This window comes from Telluria sp. AIW5, from assembly GCF_056680575.1.
Genome location: NZ_CM155289.1, coordinates 3,011,555 through 3,028,356 on the forward strand (window position 1 = coordinate 3,011,555; position 16,802 = coordinate 3,028,356).

Annotated in this window: 18 protein-coding genes; 15 read left to right on the top strand and 3 right to left on the bottom strand. The window is 66.4% G+C overall.

What is annotated here, in order from left to right:
* The first annotated feature begins 22 nt into the window (after positions 1-22).
* From fdh3B to AC1MEM_RS13400, 12 genes are all read left to right on the top strand, one after another.
* The gene (gene fdh3B, locus AC1MEM_RS13345; RefSeq protein WP_499471108.1) at positions 23-706 is read left to right on the top strand and encodes a formate dehydrogenase FDH3 subunit beta; all 684 of its coding nucleotides are present in this window, start codon (positions 23-25) and stop codon (positions 704-706) included.
* On the top strand, positions 703-924 hold the full coding sequence (locus tag AC1MEM_RS13350; protein WP_499471110.1) for a YceK/YidQ family lipoprotein: 222 nt from the start codon (positions 703-705) through the stop codon (positions 922-924). The genes fdh3B and AC1MEM_RS13350 overlap by 4 nt, the downstream gene beginning before the upstream one ends.
* Positions 925-933: 9 nt before the next feature.
* Entirely contained in the window at positions 934-2,031 is a 1,098-nt protein-coding gene (locus AC1MEM_RS13355) for a formate dehydrogenase subunit gamma (protein ID WP_499471112.1), read from the top strand.
* A 22-nt stretch (positions 2,032-2,053) separates the two neighbouring features.
* Positions 2,054-2,518, top strand: a complete 465-nt coding sequence (locus AC1MEM_RS13360) for a hypothetical protein (RefSeq protein ID WP_499471114.1) — start codon at positions 2,054-2,056, stop codon at positions 2,516-2,518.
* Complete coding sequence (locus AC1MEM_RS13365; protein WP_499471116.1) at positions 2,515-3,210, top strand: hypothetical protein; 696 nt, start codon at positions 2,515-2,517, stop codon at positions 3,208-3,210. The genes AC1MEM_RS13360 and AC1MEM_RS13365 overlap by 4 nt, the downstream gene beginning before the upstream one ends.
* Positions 3,207-3,647: a DUF3305 domain-containing protein gene (locus tag AC1MEM_RS13370; RefSeq protein ID WP_499471118.1), complete on the top strand. Its 441-nt coding sequence runs from the start codon at positions 3,207-3,209 to the stop codon at positions 3,645-3,647. The genes AC1MEM_RS13365 and AC1MEM_RS13370 overlap by 4 nt, the downstream gene beginning before the upstream one ends.
* A gap of 9 nt (positions 3,648-3,656) precedes the next feature.
* Positions 3,657-4,397, top strand: a complete 741-nt coding sequence (locus tag AC1MEM_RS13375; protein WP_499471120.1) for a DUF3306 domain-containing protein — start codon at positions 3,657-3,659, stop codon at positions 4,395-4,397.
* A gap of 76 nt (positions 4,398-4,473) precedes the next feature.
* Positions 4,474-6,141: a 4Fe-4S binding protein gene (locus AC1MEM_RS13380; RefSeq protein ID WP_499471122.1), complete on the top strand. Its 1,668-nt coding sequence runs from the start codon at positions 4,474-4,476 to the stop codon at positions 6,139-6,141.
* Between the two features lie 177 nt (positions 6,142-6,318).
* Positions 6,319-8,007: an AMP-binding protein gene (locus AC1MEM_RS13385; RefSeq protein ID WP_499471124.1), complete on the top strand. Its 1,689-nt coding sequence runs from the start codon at positions 6,319-6,321 to the stop codon at positions 8,005-8,007.
* Positions 8,008-8,289: 282 nt separating this feature from the next.
* The gene (locus AC1MEM_RS13390; protein ID WP_499471125.1) at positions 8,290-8,778 is read left to right on the top strand and encodes an SET domain-containing protein; all 489 of its coding nucleotides are present in this window, start codon (positions 8,290-8,292) and stop codon (positions 8,776-8,778) included.
* A 19-nt stretch (positions 8,779-8,797) separates the two neighbouring features.
* Complete coding sequence (pncB, locus tag AC1MEM_RS13395) at positions 8,798-9,988, top strand: nicotinate phosphoribosyltransferase (protein ID WP_499471127.1); 1,191 nt, start codon at positions 8,798-8,800, stop codon at positions 9,986-9,988.
* Positions 9,989-10,245: 257 nt separating this feature from the next.
* Positions 10,246-10,962, top strand: coding sequence for an NlpC/P60 family protein (locus AC1MEM_RS13400; protein WP_499471129.1), 717 nt, complete (start codon positions 10,246-10,248; stop codon positions 10,960-10,962).
* 35 nt (positions 10,963-10,997) lie between these two features.
* Here AC1MEM_RS13400 and AC1MEM_RS13405 read toward each other — a convergent pair whose 3' ends face one another.
* Together AC1MEM_RS13405 and AC1MEM_RS13410 are read right to left on the bottom strand one after the other, a co-directional pair.
* Positions 10,998-12,092 carry an L-dopachrome tautomerase-related protein gene (locus AC1MEM_RS13405; protein WP_499471131.1) on the bottom strand — a complete coding sequence of 365 codons (1,095 nt, stop codon included), beginning with the start codon at positions 12,090-12,092 and terminating at the stop codon, positions 10,998-11,000.
* Between the two features lie 26 nt (positions 12,093-12,118).
* Complete coding sequence (locus tag AC1MEM_RS13410) at positions 12,119-13,258, bottom strand: DNA topoisomerase IB (protein WP_499471133.1); 1,140 nt, start codon at positions 13,256-13,258, stop codon at positions 12,119-12,121.
* Between the two features lie 199 nt (positions 13,259-13,457).
* Here AC1MEM_RS13410 and AC1MEM_RS13415 point away from each other — a divergent pair, with 199 nt between their 5' ends.
* From AC1MEM_RS13415 to AC1MEM_RS13425, 3 genes are all read left to right on the top strand, one after another.
* Positions 13,458-13,670, top strand: coding sequence for a ParD-like family protein (locus tag AC1MEM_RS13415; RefSeq protein WP_499471135.1), 213 nt, complete (start codon positions 13,458-13,460; stop codon positions 13,668-13,670).
* On the top strand, positions 13,667-14,434 hold the full coding sequence (gene map, locus AC1MEM_RS13420; protein WP_499471136.1) for a type I methionyl aminopeptidase: 768 nt from the start codon (positions 13,667-13,669) through the stop codon (positions 14,432-14,434). Before AC1MEM_RS13415 ends, map begins: the two co-directional genes overlap by 4 nt.
* Positions 14,435-14,587: 153 nt before the next feature.
* Positions 14,588-15,022, top strand: a complete 435-nt coding sequence (locus tag AC1MEM_RS13425) for a hypothetical protein (protein ID WP_499471137.1) — start codon at positions 14,588-14,590, stop codon at positions 15,020-15,022.
* 133 nt (positions 15,023-15,155) lie between these two features.
* Here the strand turns inward: AC1MEM_RS13425 and AC1MEM_RS13430 are convergent, their stop codons facing one another.
* Positions 15,156-16,784, bottom strand: coding sequence for a Na+/H+ antiporter (locus AC1MEM_RS13430; protein WP_499471139.1), 1,629 nt, complete (start codon positions 16,782-16,784; stop codon positions 15,156-15,158).
* Positions 16,785-16,802 lie beyond the last annotated feature (18 nt).

Consider the following 16,802-nt stretch of genomic DNA (forward strand, 5'->3'; position numbering starts at 1 on the left):
GGAAACCGAACAGGAGATAACCATGTCCGCAAGGATGAAATTCATTTGCGATACCGAGCGCTGCATCGACTGCAACGGCTGCGTTACCGCATGCAAGAACGAAAACGAAACGCCCTGGGGCGTGAACCGGCGCCGCGTCGTCACCATCAACGACGGCGTGCCGGGCGAGCGCTCGGTATCGATCGCCTGCATGCACTGCACCGACGCGCCTTGCCTGGCAGTGTGCCCGGTCAATTGCATCTATCACACCGAGGACGGCATCGTCCTGCACAGCAAGGACCAGTGCATCGGCTGCGGCTACTGCCACTACGCCTGTCCGTTCGGCGCGCCGCAGTTCCCGTCCACGGGCCTGTTCAACCACCGCGGCAAGATGGACAAGTGCACCTTCTGTGCAGGCGGACCGGAAGCGGACACGTCGGACGAAGAATTCAAGAAATATGGCCGCAACCGCATCGCCGAGGGCAAGCTCCCGGCCTGCGCCGAGATGTGCAGCACCAAGGCCCTGCTGGGCGGAGAGGCGAACCTGATTGCCGACATCTACCGCCAGCGCGTCGAAACGCGCGGCTACGGTCCCGAACTGTGGGGCTGGAAGATCGCCTACGGCCCGAACAAGCGCGGCGGCCCGCGCAAGGCCACGGGCGACCTGCCGCGCGTGAACCAGCAACCTGACGCGAGCCAGAACGATCCGGGGAGCCTGCCGCTATGAAAAAACGATTGCTACTGATCGCGGCAATGCCGCTGGTGCTGGCCCTGTCCGGCTGCTTGGAGGTGGAGCAGCATCCGGCCTGGGTCAAGGGACAATACGCGGGCAAGAAGGACACGCGCCATTTCCAGACGCTGTTCCATAACGACAAGTTCTCCTGGAACGCTGCGATCATCAATCGCAACAACCAGCAGAACGAGTACAACCGCGCCAATCCCTAGGAGCCGACCATGCGAGCCCAATTCAATGCCGTGCGCGCGCTGTTCGCCTTGATGCTGGCTTTGGCGTTTTCCCTGACGCTGGCCTCCGCATGGGCGGGCGTGCCGAACAAGAAGGCGGTCCCGGCCTATGCCGAAGAGCAGACGATGCTGCAGGTCGAGGGCGACTCGCGTGTGCGCGAACCCGGCCTCGACTCGGCCGCCTCGGGCCGGGTCCATATCGACCGCCACTACCTGGGCCAGTACGGCACCACCGAAGCGAACGTCATCGTCCAGCGCGGCGGCAATACCTGGCGCACCTTGCGCAACGGACCGATCGCACTGGCCACCGGCACCATCCTGCTGGCGGTGCCGCTGCTGATCTTTGTGTTCTGGCGCACCGTGGGCGGCGCGGCCAGGGTCGAGCCGTCGCCGACGGGCCGGCGCATCCAGCGCTTCAACAGCTGGGAACGCATCGTGCACTGGGCGACGGCCTTTGCCTTCATCGCGCTGGCGGTCACCGGCATCATCATCATGTTCGGCAAGAACATCCTGATGCCCTGGATGGGGCATACGCTGTTTTCCTGGGTTGCGATCATCTCCAAATACCTGCACAACGTGGTCGGGCCGCTGTTCGTGCTGTGCTCGATCCTGATGTTCTTCACTTTCCTGCGGCGTAACTTCTTCAATCGCATCGACTGGCAGTGGGTGAAGCAGGGCGGGGGGCTGGTCTCGCACAAGCACGTGCCGGCTGGCTTCTTCAATGCCGGCGAAAAAGCCTGGTTCTGGTTCGGCGTCACGCTGCTGGGCCTGGTCATGTCGATCACCGGCCTGGTACTGGACTTCGTGAACTTCGGCCAGACCCGCTACGTGATGCAGATAGCAAATTATCTTCACGTCGCCGGCGCCACGTTCTATATGGCCGCGGCCATGGGCCACATCTATATCGGCACGCTGGGCACGCCCGGCGCCTATGAGGCGATGCGCCACGGCAGCGTCGACGAGAACTGGGCCAGGGCGCACCATGCGCTCTGGGTCGAGGGAGCACAACCGGGCGCCGCGCCGGAAGGCAGCGGCGCGCGTCCAGGCCAGGTGCCGCCGACCAGGCCGCGCCCCGGTCCCGCACACTGAGCCCCGCACACTGAGGTCGACCATGAAAGCATCCTTACTGACGATCAGCCTTCTCGCCGCCTGCGCCGCCCTGGCCGGGTGCGACCGCGGCCACGCGAATCCAGCCAGCGGCGTGACCCAGACAAAGTATCCCGGCCAGGTCACGGCTGGCGGCGGCACCAGCGGCCAGGTCATGGCGCGCAGCGCCAAGCCGGAGACGAATGCGGTGTATGCCGGCGGCACCCCGCATATTGCCGGCGGAGCCGGCGGCAACACCGGCGGCGCCGCGATGGGCGGCACCGTGACCGAAACCGGACAGGGACCGACCCAGGGCGTGACCACGCCCACCGGCGCCATGCAGGGCGGTAACAAGCCGCCCGGCGACAGCGGCAAGATGCCGGCCGACGCACCGGCGGCCGGCGTCGACGCGCCGGTCGGGGCCGGCGCGGCCGCGAACCATGACAGCAAGCCGGCGGCGGCGCCCGGCACACTGACGGGGGATAAATGATGCATGTTTTTAAGATCAGGCATTCGGCCATCGCCGCGCTGGTGCTGCTGGGGAGCGCCGGCGCCGCCCTGGCCGCGCTGCCGGTTCCGGCGCTGACCCCGGCGCAGCAGGAGGCGGCGGCCAACAAGAAGGCTGCGGCGGCCGCCGAGGCCGCGCAGGCCAAGGAAAAACTGACCGCCTCGATGGACGCCCTCAGCAGCCGCTGGCGTTCGCAGGCCGCCTCGAAAGGCTGGGCCACGCACGCGCCGGTCGCCATCGCAGCGGCGCCCGCGCCCGCGGCTCCCGGCGCGCCCGTAGCCGGCGTGCAGGGAGTGCCGGGAGTGCCGGGAGCGGCTGCCACGGCGGCGGCGGCGCCCGCAGCGCCGCCGAGCGGTGCGGTCCGGGCCGCCGTGCAGACGACGGGCGTGGCGATCACCGGCACGCCGATGCCGGGCGTCGCTCCACGCGCCACCGGTGTCTCGGCCAATACGATCACCGGCACCCCGGCCGGCAATGCGGCGGCGTCTCCCGGCAACGGCGCGGCGCCGCGCAGCCGGCAGGCGCTGGAGTCGGCCAACGTGCCGATCAAGAGCGAAAAGCTCGGCACCGCCACCCCGAGCGCGGACGTCAAGCAGGCGCCGACCAAGTCGGTACCGAAGGGCGCCTCGCCGGCGGTCGACAAGGGCAATGCCAAAGAGATCAAGCACGAATGAAGATGTCCAGCATGCCGATCGCGGTGGTCATGCAGCGCCGCACGCTGCAGCACCGCTGGGCCGACGAGGCCTGGTCCGCCGTCGGCGTCGTTCCCGACCGCGGAAACCTGCCGCGCCTGCAGATACTGGGCGAGAGCCCTGAACGCGACTATTACCTGGTCTCGGGCCTGGAACTCGAGCTCTACACCGACGAAAACGAAGGCTATTACGAGAACGTGATGGCGGCGGAGTCGAAGGTATTCGTGCTGTGGCGCATGGAAGACGGCCGCGCCATGCCGGCACGCGCCTCGGTCAGCTATGTCGAGGGCACGCGCATGTTCGATTCGGGCGAAGCCGCCGACGGCGTCACGATGCCGGCCGAAATCTATGCCTGGGTCGCCGGCTACCTGCGCGAGCACTACACGCCGAAGCCGCGCCGCGGCCGCCAGCACGGATAAGGAGCGGCGATGCCCGAAGAAGGATTCCTGCGCCGCTGGGCGCGCGTGAAGGCGAGCGGCGGCGAGGCCGAGGCCGAGCTTGCAGAGCCGCGTCCTGCCGCGCCCGCCGCGCCTGTTCCGCCGGCCGCGCCCGGCGCCGTGGGTGGCTCCGGGCTTCCCCCATCGCAGGCAGGCGAAGCAGGACAGGTTCCCGACCGGCCCGCGCCCACGCTCGAGGACGCCGCCCGGCTGACGCCGCAATCCGACTTTTCCGCCTTCGTCAGCCAGGGCGTGGACAAGGACGTGCGCCGCCTGGCGCTGAAAAAACTGTTCGCTGATCCGCACTTCAACGTGATGGACCGGCTCGACATGTACATGGACGACTACAACAAGCCCGATCCTGTGTCGGCGACGATGCTTGCCGCCCTCAGCCACGCGCGCGGCGTGCTGCGCCGTCCCGAGGAAGTGCAGGCCGAGCTGGCACGCCTTGCCGCGCGCGATGCACCGGCCGATGCGGCATTGCGGGCGGTCGAGGGCGAGCTGGCCGAAGCGGAACAGGCCATCGTTGTGGAAGCGGCGCCTGAGCAGGGTGCCGGCGAACCCGCTCCCGACGCTTCGGTTCCGGACACGCCTGTCCACTTCGGGCCCGATGCGGACACATCGATCGTCGCGCACCCGGCGCCCACGCTGCCGGCGCATGCCATCGGGCAAGACGGCGACACCATTGCACTCCACAGCCCGCGCGCGCAGAATGCAGAGGCAGGCCTTTGATCGGCATTCGCCCCCGGGCCAATCTGCAAGCTCCCAATCTCCAAGCTCCCAATATGCAATTTTTCCAAGGTAACGCATGAACATCCGATTTCTGGAAGGGCAGGCCGGCGATCCGCTGCAGGAACGCCGCAATGCCCTCGCCAAGACCGCCGCCATCCTCGCGGCCGACGCTATTGCCCCGTTCGAGGCGAATGCCGCGGTCAGCTACCGCTCGGGCGGCCGCACCCTCGTCGTCGGCAGTTCGGTGCAGGCGCTGGCCTGGGCCGAGCACCTGGCAAGCAGCCTGCCGGTCACGCTGCTCCTGCTCGACAATGTCGACGTCGGCGAGCGCCTGTATCCGGTGTTCCTTGCGCGCAGCGTCGCCGTGGCCGGCTGGCTCGGCGCCTTCGAGGCGCGCTGGCAGGCGCCGGGACAGCCGGCCCAGCAGGGCAAGTTCGACCTCGTGCTCGACCTTTGCCCGAGCCCGCTGATTTCGACCCACCAGCATCCGCACGGCTATTACGCGCCCGGCCCCGACGATGCGGCGCGCCGCGCGGCCGTTGCAGAGATGATGGAGATGACCGGCGACTTCGAAAAGCCGAAGTATTTCGCCTACAAGGAGCGCCTGTGCGCCCACAGCCGCAACGGGCTGACCGGCTGCACGGCCTGCATCGAGGTCTGCTCGGCCAAGGCGATCGTCGGCGACGGCGACCGCGTCAAGGTCAACCCGTATCTGTGCGCCGGCTGCGGCGCCTGCGGCACCGTCTGCCCGACCGGCGCGATGAGTTACGCCTATCCGTCGGCCGCGCATACCGGCAGCCGCATCAAGGCGGCGCTGCGCGCCTACTTCGAAGCGGGCGGCCAGGACCCGGTCCTGCTTTTCCATAGCGAAGGCGGCGCGCCGCTGATCGAAGCGGCGGCAGGCGAGGCCGGCGTTCCCGGCCGCGTGATCCCCATGGCCCTGCATCACACGGCCTCGACCGGCATCGACCTGTGGCTGGCGGCCTTGAGCTATGGCGCGGCCGGCATCACGGTGCTGATGACCGATGCCGAAGCGCCGCAATACGCCGCCGCGCTGGAGACCCAGATGCGCGTCGCCCAGACGGTGCTCGACGGCCTCGGCTATGCCGGTCCGCACTTCCAGTTGCTGCGCATCGACGGCGCGCAGGAACTTGCCGTCGCCCTGCAGCACGCGCCGCGCGGCGAGGTTCCGGCGCAGGCGGCGACCTTCAACCTGGCCCAGGACAAGCGCAACTCGCTCGACTACGCACTCGACCACCTGCTGCGCCACGCGCGCCAGCAGCCGGACGCCGTGCCGCTGCCGGCCGGCGCGCCGTTCGGCGCCATTGCCGTGAACAAGCAGACGTGCAGCCTGTGCATGGCCTGCGTCGGCGCCTGTCCGACCTCGGCCGTGATGGACACCCCGAACGCGCCACAGCTGCGTTTCGTCGAGCAGAACTGCGTGCAATGCGGCCTGTGCGCGAACACCTGCCCGGAAAACGCGATCACGCTGGTGCCGCGCATGGCCTTTGGCGAGACCCGCAAGCAGACGGTGGTGCTGAACGAATCCCAGCCTTTCCACTGCATCCGCTGCAGCAAACCCTTCGGCACCCTGCACATGATCGAGAACATGCTGTCGCGCCTGTCGCAGCACGCCGCCTTCGCCGGCAACCTCGACCGCCTCAAGATGTGCGGCGACTGCCGCGTGATCGACATGATGCAGCCCGAGGGCGAACTCGCCGTCCCGCTGCGCCGCCCGCGCTGAACCAATCGACACGGGGGCCGGACCGCATCCGGCCTGCATCGCACGCGCACCTGCCGCCAAGCCATGGCACAATGTGCGCAAATAGACAATAAAAAACACAAGGCCGCATCCTGCTCCGGGCTTCAATCTGTCCCGGCAAGGAGCGCGGCCGGCCCGCAACCGCGCACTGGAGACAACATGACCCCTTACCAGCGTTTCGTTCACGCTCGCGACTTCCTGCAGCAGCACCGTACCGACTACGACACCGCCTGGCGCGACTACCAGGCCCCGAAGCTCGATACCTTCAACTGGGCGCTCGATTTCTTCGACCACGAGGCGAAGGATAACCACGCCGCGGCGCTGTGGGTGGTCGAGGAAGACGGCCGCGAGCAGAAGATTTCCTTCGCCGACATGTCGGCCCGCTCGAGCCAGGTCGCGCAATACCTGCAGCAATGCGGCGTCGAACGCGGCGATCGGGTCTTGCTGATGCTGCCGAACCGGGTCGAACTCTGGGAAATCATGCTGGCCGGTATCAAGCTCGGCGCCGTGCTGGTGCCGACGACGATGCTCGTGTCCACCGCCGACCTCCAGGACCGCATGGAGCGCGGCCGGGTGCGCCACGTGATCGCCCAGGTGTCCGAGGCGCACAAGTTCGAGGGCGTGACGGGGAACTACACGCGGATCGCGGTCGGCGGCAGCATCGACGGCTGGCACGACTTCGACGATTGCCGGCGCGTGCTGAGCGTCTTCACACCGAAGGGCGAGACGCGCGCGGACGATCCGCTGCTGCTGTACTTCACCTCCGGCACGACGGCCCAGCCGAAGCTGGTGCTGCACAGCCATCAAAGCTATCCGGTCGGCCACCTGTCGACCATGTACTGGATCGGCCTGCAGCGTGGCGACGTGCACTGGAACATCTCCTCGCCGGGCTGGGCAAAACACGCCTGGAGCTGCTTCTTCGCTCCCTGGAATGCCGGCGCGACCGTGTTCGTCTACAACTACGAACGCTTCAGCGCGAAAGCGGCACTGGAGACGGTGCAGCGCTGCGGCGTCACCTCGCTGTGCGCGCCGCCGACGGTCTGGCGCATGCTGATCAAGGAAGACCTGACGCAATGGCAGCCGCCGCTGCGCGAACTGGTGGGCGCGGGCGAGCCGCTCAACCCGGAAGTCATCGAGCAGGTCGAGCGCGCCTGGGGCATCCGTATCCGCGACGGCTTCGGCCAGTCCGAGACCACCGCCCAGATCGGCAACCCGCCGGGCCAGCTGGTCAAGCCGGGTTCGATGGGCCGCCCGCTGCCGGGCTACAGCATTGCCCTGCTCGACAGCGACGATGCGCCCGCGCAGGAGGGCGAAATCTCCGTGAAACTCGCGCAGCGGCCGCTGGGCCTGATGCTGGCCTACGAGGGCGACGAGGAAAAGACGGCGGACGTGATGCGCGCCGGCTTCTATCACACCGGCGACACCGCTTTCGTCGACGAGGACGGCTATTATTTTTACGTCGGACGCAACGACGACGTCTTCAAATCCTCCGACTACCGCATCAGCCCCTTCGAGCTGGAAAGCGTGCTGGTCGAACACGAGATGGTGATGGAAGCGGCGATCGTACCGAGCCCGGACGCGCTGCGCCTGTCGGTCCCGAAAGCGTTTATTACCCTGCGCCAGGGCGTCGAACCGAGCCGCGCGCTGGCACAGGAAATCTTCGCGTTTGCGCGCGAACGGCTGGCGCCGTACAAGCGCATCCGCCGCATCGAGTTCCGCGAACTGCCGAAGACCATCTCGGGCAAGATCCGCCGGGTGGAATTGCGCAAGCAGGAAGCGACGCGCGGCGATGGGTCCGGACCCGTGCCCGGCACCGGTATCGAGTTCCGCGAGGAAGACCTCGGCTAGTCCGCGGCGGCGGTGCACCGTAGGGTGGGCACTTGTGCCCACGCGGTGATACGTGGCCGCAAGATCAGCGCGCACGAAAGCGGAGCCGGTGCGGATCACCGCGTGGGCATGCCCACCCTACGGTGCGCGGCGGCTCGCGGCCGGACATGCGAGCGGGAGCCGCAAGCGGGAGCCGCAAGCGGGAGCCACGAACTCATGTGCGGCGCCGGCCGGAAGAACGTACAATAATAGAAATGTTGTTTCCGGCATGCCGCCACAGTCCGCCCATTCCTGCAATCCTCGATGCCCACCAAACCCGCAGCCAAGGCCGACCCGGCCTATGAAGTGAAGAAGTCCCCCATCCACGGCAACGGCGTCTTTGCCCGCCGCCACATCGATGCCGGCGAGCGCATCATCGAATACAAGGGCGAACGCATCAGCTGGGACGATGCGACCCAGCGCGCGGAAGAGAGAGGCGGCCCGATCAACCATACCTTCTACTTCAGCCTGCACGACGGCCGCGTGATCGACGGCGGCCGCCGCGGCAACGATGCGCGCTGGATCAACCATGCCTGCTCGCCCAACTGCGAAGCCTACGAGGAAGACGGCCGCGTCTACATCCACGCGCTGCATCCGATCGAGCCCGGCCAGGAACTGAACTACAATTACGCGCTCATCTACGACGAGCGCCATACGCCCGCCCTGAAGAAACTGTTCGCCTGCCGCTGCGGTACGCCCGGCTGCAGCGGCACCATGCTCGCCCCAAAAAAGCGTCAAAAGAAAAAGGCGTAAAGCCGCCAAGGAACCACCCATGAAGCCCATCGTCCGCAGCCTGCTGGAAACCGATCTTTATAAATTCACGATGTGGCAGGCGCTGCTGCACCGCCATCCGAACGCGCATGGCGAATACGAATTCCTGTGCCGTAACCAGCCGGATTATCCGCTGGCCGAGCTGAAGGAAGAAGTCGAACGCGAACTCGACCACCTGTGCGAGATGCTGTTTACCGACGAGGAAATCGCCTACCTGCGCGGCCTGCGTTTCATCAAGAGCGACTTCGCCGATTTCCTCACGGTGTTCCGCTTCCAGCGCAAATTCATCACCGTCGAAACCGACGGCCCGCACCTGCGCATCCGCGCGTCGGGTCCGGTCGTGCATGTGATGGGCTTCGAAATTTACGTGCTCTACATCGTCAACGAACTCTACTTCCGCCGCTTCGACCAGGAAGCCGCGATCACTGAAGCGCGCAAGCGCCTGGCGCTGAAGATCGAACAGTTCCGCGCCTTCGACGAGGAACCGAAGCTGACCAACCCCTTCGAATTCTTCGACTTCGGCGTGCGCCGCCGCTTTTCGGGGGAGTGGCAGGACGAGGTCGTCGAGACGCTGGCGCGCGAGCTGCCGCAGTTCTTCAAGGGCACCTCGAACGTGCACCTGGCGCGCAAGTACAACCTGGTGCCGATCGGGACCATGGCGCACGAATACATGCAGGCCTTCCAGGCTTTCCCGGTGCGCCTGCGCGATTTCCAGAAGGCGGCGCTGGAGGACTGGGTGCAGGAATACCGCGGCGACCTCGGCACGGCGCTGACCGACGTGGTCGGCATGGATGCCTTCCTCGCCGACTTCGACCTGTATTTCGCCAAGCTGTTCGACGGCCTGCGCCACGATTCGGGCGACCCGACCGAGTGGGGCGAAAAGGCGCTGGCGCATTACGCCAGGCTGCGCATCGATGCGCGCACCAAGCGCCTCGTGTTTTCGGACGCGCTGACGGTGCCGAAAGCGCTGGCACTGTACCGCCATTTCGCCGACCGCACCCAGACCGGTTTTGGTATCGGCACCCAGCTCACCAACGACACGCCCTATAAAGCCCTGAACATCGTCATGAAGCTGACCCGCTGCAATAACCAGCCGGTGGCGAAGCTGTCGGACACGCCAGGCAAGTCGATGTGCACCGACGAGACCTTCATGGCCTACCTGCGCCAGGTGTTCCAGCATTCGGCAACCTGAGGCCGCCCCCGCCAACAGCCCTGGCCCGCAAGTCATTCATCCCGGAACGAAAGCGCCCACGCCGCGACACAAGATCTTACACAGCGCGTGACGGCATTGCATTCACCCTGCATGGCGTCTTTAATGAAGGTGTACTTCAGGAAGATGCATGTCCAGGGGTGGCGATCGGCTGCGCCGTGCATTGCCGCGGCCGGTAATCGTTTTCATTGTTTCCCGAGCACTCGCACCATCGATGCCTGGGCAGGGATGGGATGTCGATGGAGGCAATCATGGGGAGTTCGGCCGTCAAGAGAATCCAGCAGGCGCTGCTGGAAAAGGGATTTCTGCCGGGGGTTATCGATGGCATCTGGGGGCGGCAAACGATCGCCGGGGTGAAAGCGTTCCAGGAAAGCGTCGGCCTGCTTGCCGACGGCATGGTCGGACCGCTGACGAGCAGGAAGCTGTTTGGAGGCGAAGAGCGGATGAATGGCGGACCCGTGCTGCCATGGATGATCGAGGCCGAACACTTGCTGGGAACGAAGGAAGCAGGTGGAGACGTGAACAACCCGGCCATCATGCGCTGGGCGGATAACCTCGATCTCCACTATTCGGGTGACGATGTCCCGTGGTGCGGCTTGTTCGTCGGGCACTGCATCGCTTCCTCGCTTCCCGAAGAGGTATTGCCGGGCAATGTACTCGGTGCCCGGCAGTGGAGCAGTTTCGGCGATCCGACCGGCCCGCGGCGAGGCGCAGTCATGGTGTTCTGGAGAGGAAGCAGGAGCAGCGGCCTCGGGCATGGCGGCTTTTATACCGGCGAGTCCGATTCCGCTTTTCGCATTCTCGCCGGTAACCAGAGCAACCAGGTCTCGACCGCGTGGGTCGACATGGACCATTTCCTCGAATCGCGCTGGCCGATTTCCGCCGGCTCGCTGGGAGGTGGGGAGGGTGTCGTCAGGGCGACGCAAACGGAAAAAGTGGAAACGGCCTTTACCTGAGCCGGCGGTATCGGCTGGCCGTTATTTGCCGACCCTTATTTCCCGGCCGCCCGCAGCTTCCACAGTTCGGTCGGCAGCGCCGCCGGCGCATCCGGCTTGAAGAAGGCCGAGTCCTGGATGTGCGAGGTCGTGACATAGACCACGCCGTCCGGGCCCTGGCTGAAGGTGTCGGGCCAGCGCAGGCGCTTGTCGTGGACCAGCGTCTGCAGGGGCGCGTCCGGGCCTTTGTCCAGGTCGCGCATGCGGATCGCGTCCTTCTCCACGCTGGTGAGCAGCATGCGGTTGGTCCCCCGCGGGATCAGCAGGCCGTCGTTCACGCCATTGATGCCGTAGGGCTCGACCGCGCCTGAAACGTCCTCGCCGCGCATGCCGGCGCCGCGCAGCACGTCCGTCTTGATGCGGTAGAGGGTGTCGCCCTTGATCGCCTGCCAGTACAGCCAGGCGCCATCGCCGGAGAGCTCGATGCCGTCGGCCGAGAACTCGACCCCGCGCCCGTCCGGCCGGCGCAGGACCTTGCCGTCGGCTTTCACGTCGAGCCCCTTTTTCATTTGCGTCGCGTCGTCGCCGTCGAGCACGCGCGCGGCTTTCCCGCTCGCGAGCTCGACCACCAGGATTGCGCCCTTCATGCCCGAGTCGGTGATATAGGCAAACTTGCCGTCGTTCGAGAAACGCACGTCGTTCAGGTAGGAGCCCTGGGGAGCGGTGTCTTCGCCGAACGCGATGGTTTGTGTGACCTTGTTCGTGGCCAGGTCGATGCGCACCAGCTTCGGGCCTTTATCGACCACGTGGCTCTGCGCCGGCGCGGCCGGGTCCAGCACCCACAGGCTGCCGCGGCCGTCGGCGACGACGCTCTGCACGCAGACCCAGTGGTCTTCCGGCGTCAGCTCGTCCTTGCGGGCGTTGCGCCAGCTGTTCCATTCCTCATCGGGATAAGGCTTCACGCTGCCGTCCGCCAGCAGTTCGGCCACGGACACCGGCGCGTCCTCGGTCCAGCGCGGGAAGTTCAGGAAAATACGGTTATCTTCGGACACGGTGACGCCCGTCACCTGATGCTCGAAACGGGCCACGCATTCGATGCTGCACTGGCCTTCCTGCAAGTCAAACGTGGATACGGTCTTCTTGTCGTTCATGGGTGTCCTTGGTGTGGTTGAATGGCTCAGGCTGCCTCTTTCTGGCTGGCCGCCGAGGCTTCGGCTTCGCGGGCGAGGCGCTGCTGCAGCATGGCGAGCACGGCTGCTTCCTCGGGCTGGAGCGCCTGCAGGTCGTCGACCAGCTGCTGTTCGGTGCGCTCGCGCATGGCTTCCAGCATTAAAGTTCCAAGCGCGGCGCCTTCCATATAGGCGTCGAGCACGGCCGGGTGCACATAGCATTTGCGGCAGACCGAGGGCGTGTTGCCGAGCTTTTGCGCCACCGACTCGATGGCGCGCACGACGTTCTTCTTGGCCTGGGTTTCGGAGTCGAACTTCTCGAATTCCTGCAGGGCGAGGGCGGCCAGCACCGTGCCCGACCAGGTGCGGAAATCCTTGGCCGTATAGTCTTCGCCCGTGATCGAGCGCAGGTAGTCGTTGACGTCGGATGAGTCGATACTGTGGGTCTCGCCGTCGTCGCCGATGTACTGGAACAGTTCCTGGCCCGGCAGGTCGCGCGTGCTGCGGATGATGCGCGCGAGGCGCCGGTCCTGGACATGGATCTTGTGGTACACGCCACTCTTGCCCCGGAACTTGAACTCGACATCGCTGCCGTCAACCTTCACGTGGCGGTTGCGTAAAGTCGTCAAGCCGAACGATTTGTTCGTGCGCGCATATTCCTCGTTCCCGACCCGCATCATGGTCGCCTCGAGCAGGTAGACGATGGTCGCCAGCATTTTTTCACGCGGCAGGCCGGGCAGTTTCAAAGCGCGGTCGACCTCGGCGCGAATGCCGGGCAGGGCCTTGCCGAAGTTGATCATGCGCTCGTATTTCACTTCGTCGCGCACGGTGCGCCATTTCGTGTGGTAGCGGTACTGCTTGCGTCCGCGCGCGTCGCGTCCTGTGGCTTGCAGGTGGCCGTTGGCCTGCGGGCAGATCCAGACGTCGGTCCAGGCCGGCGGGATGACGAGCGACTTGATGCGCTTCAGGGTCGTCTCGTCCTCGATGCGTTCGCCCTTGGCGGAGAAGTAAGTGAAACCTTCCTCGGCCGGCTCGCGCCGGATGCCGGGCCGGTCGTCGTGAACATAGCGCAGCCCGGCCGCCTTGGCGGCGGCGGGCGGGTCGCTGAGCGGTACCGTGTCTTGCGAAGTCTGGGCGTCGAGGGTCATGGAAGCGGCTCGGGAGTGAAATATGCCGGACCGATCTTACGCTTTTCGCATGGGTGCTCCGTTCGGGAGCTAACGCAGGCGCAGCACCTGTTGGGGCGGGACAGTAGCGCGAGAATGTAGCCAAAAGATTACAGGTCGCTTGCGCTGTCTACGCGTCCGGATATATGATCCATATACGGAACGTATATTTGGAGATGAGATGGGCATTGTGAACATGGACGACGATCTGCATGACCAGATCCGCAAGGCAAGCGCGGTATCGCACCGCTCGATCAACGCGCAGGCGGCCTTCTGGGTCAAGATCGGCATGCTGGCCGAAATGAACCCGACCCTGAGTTTCAACGAGATCGTGACGCGCGAATTGCGCGCGGCGGGCATCGCGGACGAGACGATCACGGTGGCGTCGGCATGACCAAGCGGCCGGAAGAGATCGCCTTGATGGCGGAGTCGGGCAAGTTGCTGGCGGAGGTGTTCGGCCACCTGGACCGCTTGCAGCTGATCGGCATGTCGACGATGGAAGTCAACGACCTGGTCGAGCGCCTGATCGTCGAGTCGCTCGAGGCACGCCCGGCCAGCAAGGGGCAGTACGGCTATGCCTACGCACTGAACGCGTCGCGCAACAACGTGGTCTGCCACGGGGTGCCGTCCGCGGCCGAGATTTTGCAAAGCGGCGATATCGTGAACTTCGATATCACGCTCGAGAAAAACGGTTATATCGCCGATTCAAGCAAGACCTATCTTGTGGGCGAAGTGGCGCCGCTGGCCAGGCGGCTGGTGCAAGTCACGTATGAGGCGATGTGGAAAGGAATCAAGGCGGTGCGTCCCGGCGCCACGCTGGGCAATGTCGGCCATGCGATCGAGCGCCATGCGCGCAAGAACGGCTACACGGTGGTCCGCGAATATTGCGGGCATGGCATTGGACGCGAGATGCACGAGCCGCCGCAAGTGCTGCACTGGGGACAGCCGAAGACCGGCCTGGTGCTGCGCGAAGGGATGGTGTTCACCATCGAGCCGATGCTGAACCAGGGACGGCGCTCGGTGCGCACCGAGGACGATGGCTGGACCGTGGTTACCCGAGACGGGCAGTTGTCGGCGCAATTCGAGCACACGGTGGCCGTGACCGCCAACGGCGTGCGCGTGCTGACCTTGCGCACTGGCGAACAGGCCCTGAACTAAGAACCAGGAACTACGGGCCGGACGCAAGGCCCAAGCGGCGCTGGCCCGCAGAATCAGTCCGGTGCCGAAAAAGCCGACCGGATCGCGCGCGCCGCCCGATGCCAGGAAGGGGTAGGACAGCGCAAACGCGACCATGGCGAATGCAGTCACGTAATGCGGCGGGTTGCGAAACACCTGCGCCAGCGGCACGAAGTGCAGGCCGATCACGACGATCGCCATCGGCACCACCCAATCGCCCCATCCCAGGTTCGCCATCACGTTCCCGAGCACCAAAATCAGCACCCACTCGACGATGTTCACGAGCTTGAACACGCGGCCGGCTCGCTGCCGTTCGGGCGTATCGGCTTCCTGCGCCAGGGCCGGCGCGTGGCGGCGGTAGCGCAGCGCGGCGGCAACGAGCAGGGCCAGGCCGAGCGCGGCGATCGCCAGCGCGAGCGGCAGGCCGGCCCCAAGCCGGCTGCTCCACACCTCGAGCAGGACGCTGCCGAAAAAGCCGAAGAACAATGCGCCCACGGCGCGTCCGGCGGCCGCTGCCTGGACGAGGTTGCCAGAGTCCCGCATCGTCATCGCCGCTTCCTTCCGTCGTGAATGCTTGAGCAGATTCTGGCGCAGTGTCGTGTGCCTGACAATGGCCGCGCTTGCGCTTTCCCGCGGCGTTGGAACAAGGCCACGGGCGCGCGCTGTTTGCGGCACGGGCGCGACGATCGGTGTCGCCGGCCGCTCAGCCGTAGCGTGCGTCGACCAGGTCTATCTCGCGCAGCAATTTCCGCGCGATCTCGTCCGACAGTTCGCGCGCGTGCACCAGCGCCAGGATTGCCGTGCGCTCGGCCTGCAGGGCGGCGAGCCGGTATTCGCGTTCGGCCTGCTCGGCCACGCGCACGCGCGACGGGTCATAGAGGCCGCCCACGCCGAGCCGGTGCTCGTAGACGCCGCGCACATGGTCGACGGCACTGGCGTGCACGTCGGCGTCGATGTCTCCGTCGGCATGGCTGTGCGCCGCCTTGTCGATCGCGGCGATCGCGGCCAGCGCCGCGTCGTGGCGCGCGCGGTCTTCTTCGGCCAGTTCGGCCGGTTCGGCCGGCACCTCGAGGTTGCGCAGCACGCGCGGCAGGCCGATGCTGGCAACGACCAGCGACACGATGATCACGGCGCTGGCGTAGAAGATGGCGAGGTCGCGCCCGGGGAAGGGCGCGCCGCCGGGCAGCGTGAGGGGCAGCGTCAGCACGCCCGCCATCGTGATTGCGCCGCGCACGCCGGCCAGCGAGGTGGCGATCACCAGCCGGAAGTTGGGCGTATAGACCTTCTGGCCGTGGCGCCGGGCTTTCAGGATCGTCAGGCGCAGCGAGACCCAGACCCAGAGCAGGCGCAGCAGGATCAGGGCCAGGCTGATGGCGAGCGCCGTGCCGAGCACCGACGTCGGGCTCATGTTGGCGTCCAGCCGCGCGTCGCGCATGGCGCGCTGCACGATCTCGGGCAACTGCTCGCCGAGCAGCACGAACATCACGCCGTTCAGCGAAAACTGCACCGTGTCCCAGACCACGGCGCGCCGCACGCGGGTGGTCGCCAGCGCGCGCCCGGAGAGTTCGACATAGCTCATCGTGACGCCGGCCGAGACGGCGGCCAGGATGCCGGAGGCTTCGATGTGTTCGGCCGCGAGGTAGGCGCCGAAGGGAATCAGGAGGTTGACCAGGATCGGCGAGCCCGGCTCTTCGCCGAGGCGCTGGCCGGCCACGCGCTGGACGAACGTCACGCTGACCGTGATCGCGACGCCGCAGGCGATGCCCGCGAGCGCCACCCACAGGAAAGTCAGCGAAGCGCTGGCCAGCGAAAAGGCGCCGGTCATGGCGGCGGCCACGGCAAAGCGGAAGCACACCAGGCCGGTGGCGTCGTTCAGCAGCGATTCGCCTTCCAGGATGTGCATCAGGCGGTGCGGGATCGGCACGCGGGCGGCGATCGAGGACACGGCGACCGGATCGGTCGGGGCCACGATCGCGGCCAGGGCAAAGGCGACCGGCAGCGGCATGGTCGGCACCAGCCAGTGGATCAGGAAGCCGGCCCCGAGCACGGTGAAGACGACCAGGCCGAGCGCCAGTTCGAGGATGGTTCCCTTGTCGCGGAACAGGCCGACTTTCGGGATGCGCCAGCCGTCGAGGAAGAGCAGGGGCGGCAGGAAGAGGAGGAAGAAGATTTCCGGGTCGAGCGCCACGCCGCGCTTGAGGACGCCCGCGATCACGGCGCCGAGGGCGATCTGCACCAGCGGCAGCGGCACCGCGAAGGGCAACAGGCGCACCAGGTAACCGCTGCCGATGACCGCCAGCAGCATCGCGAGAACTACGCCTACCGATTCCATTCATGCTCCTTGATGTTG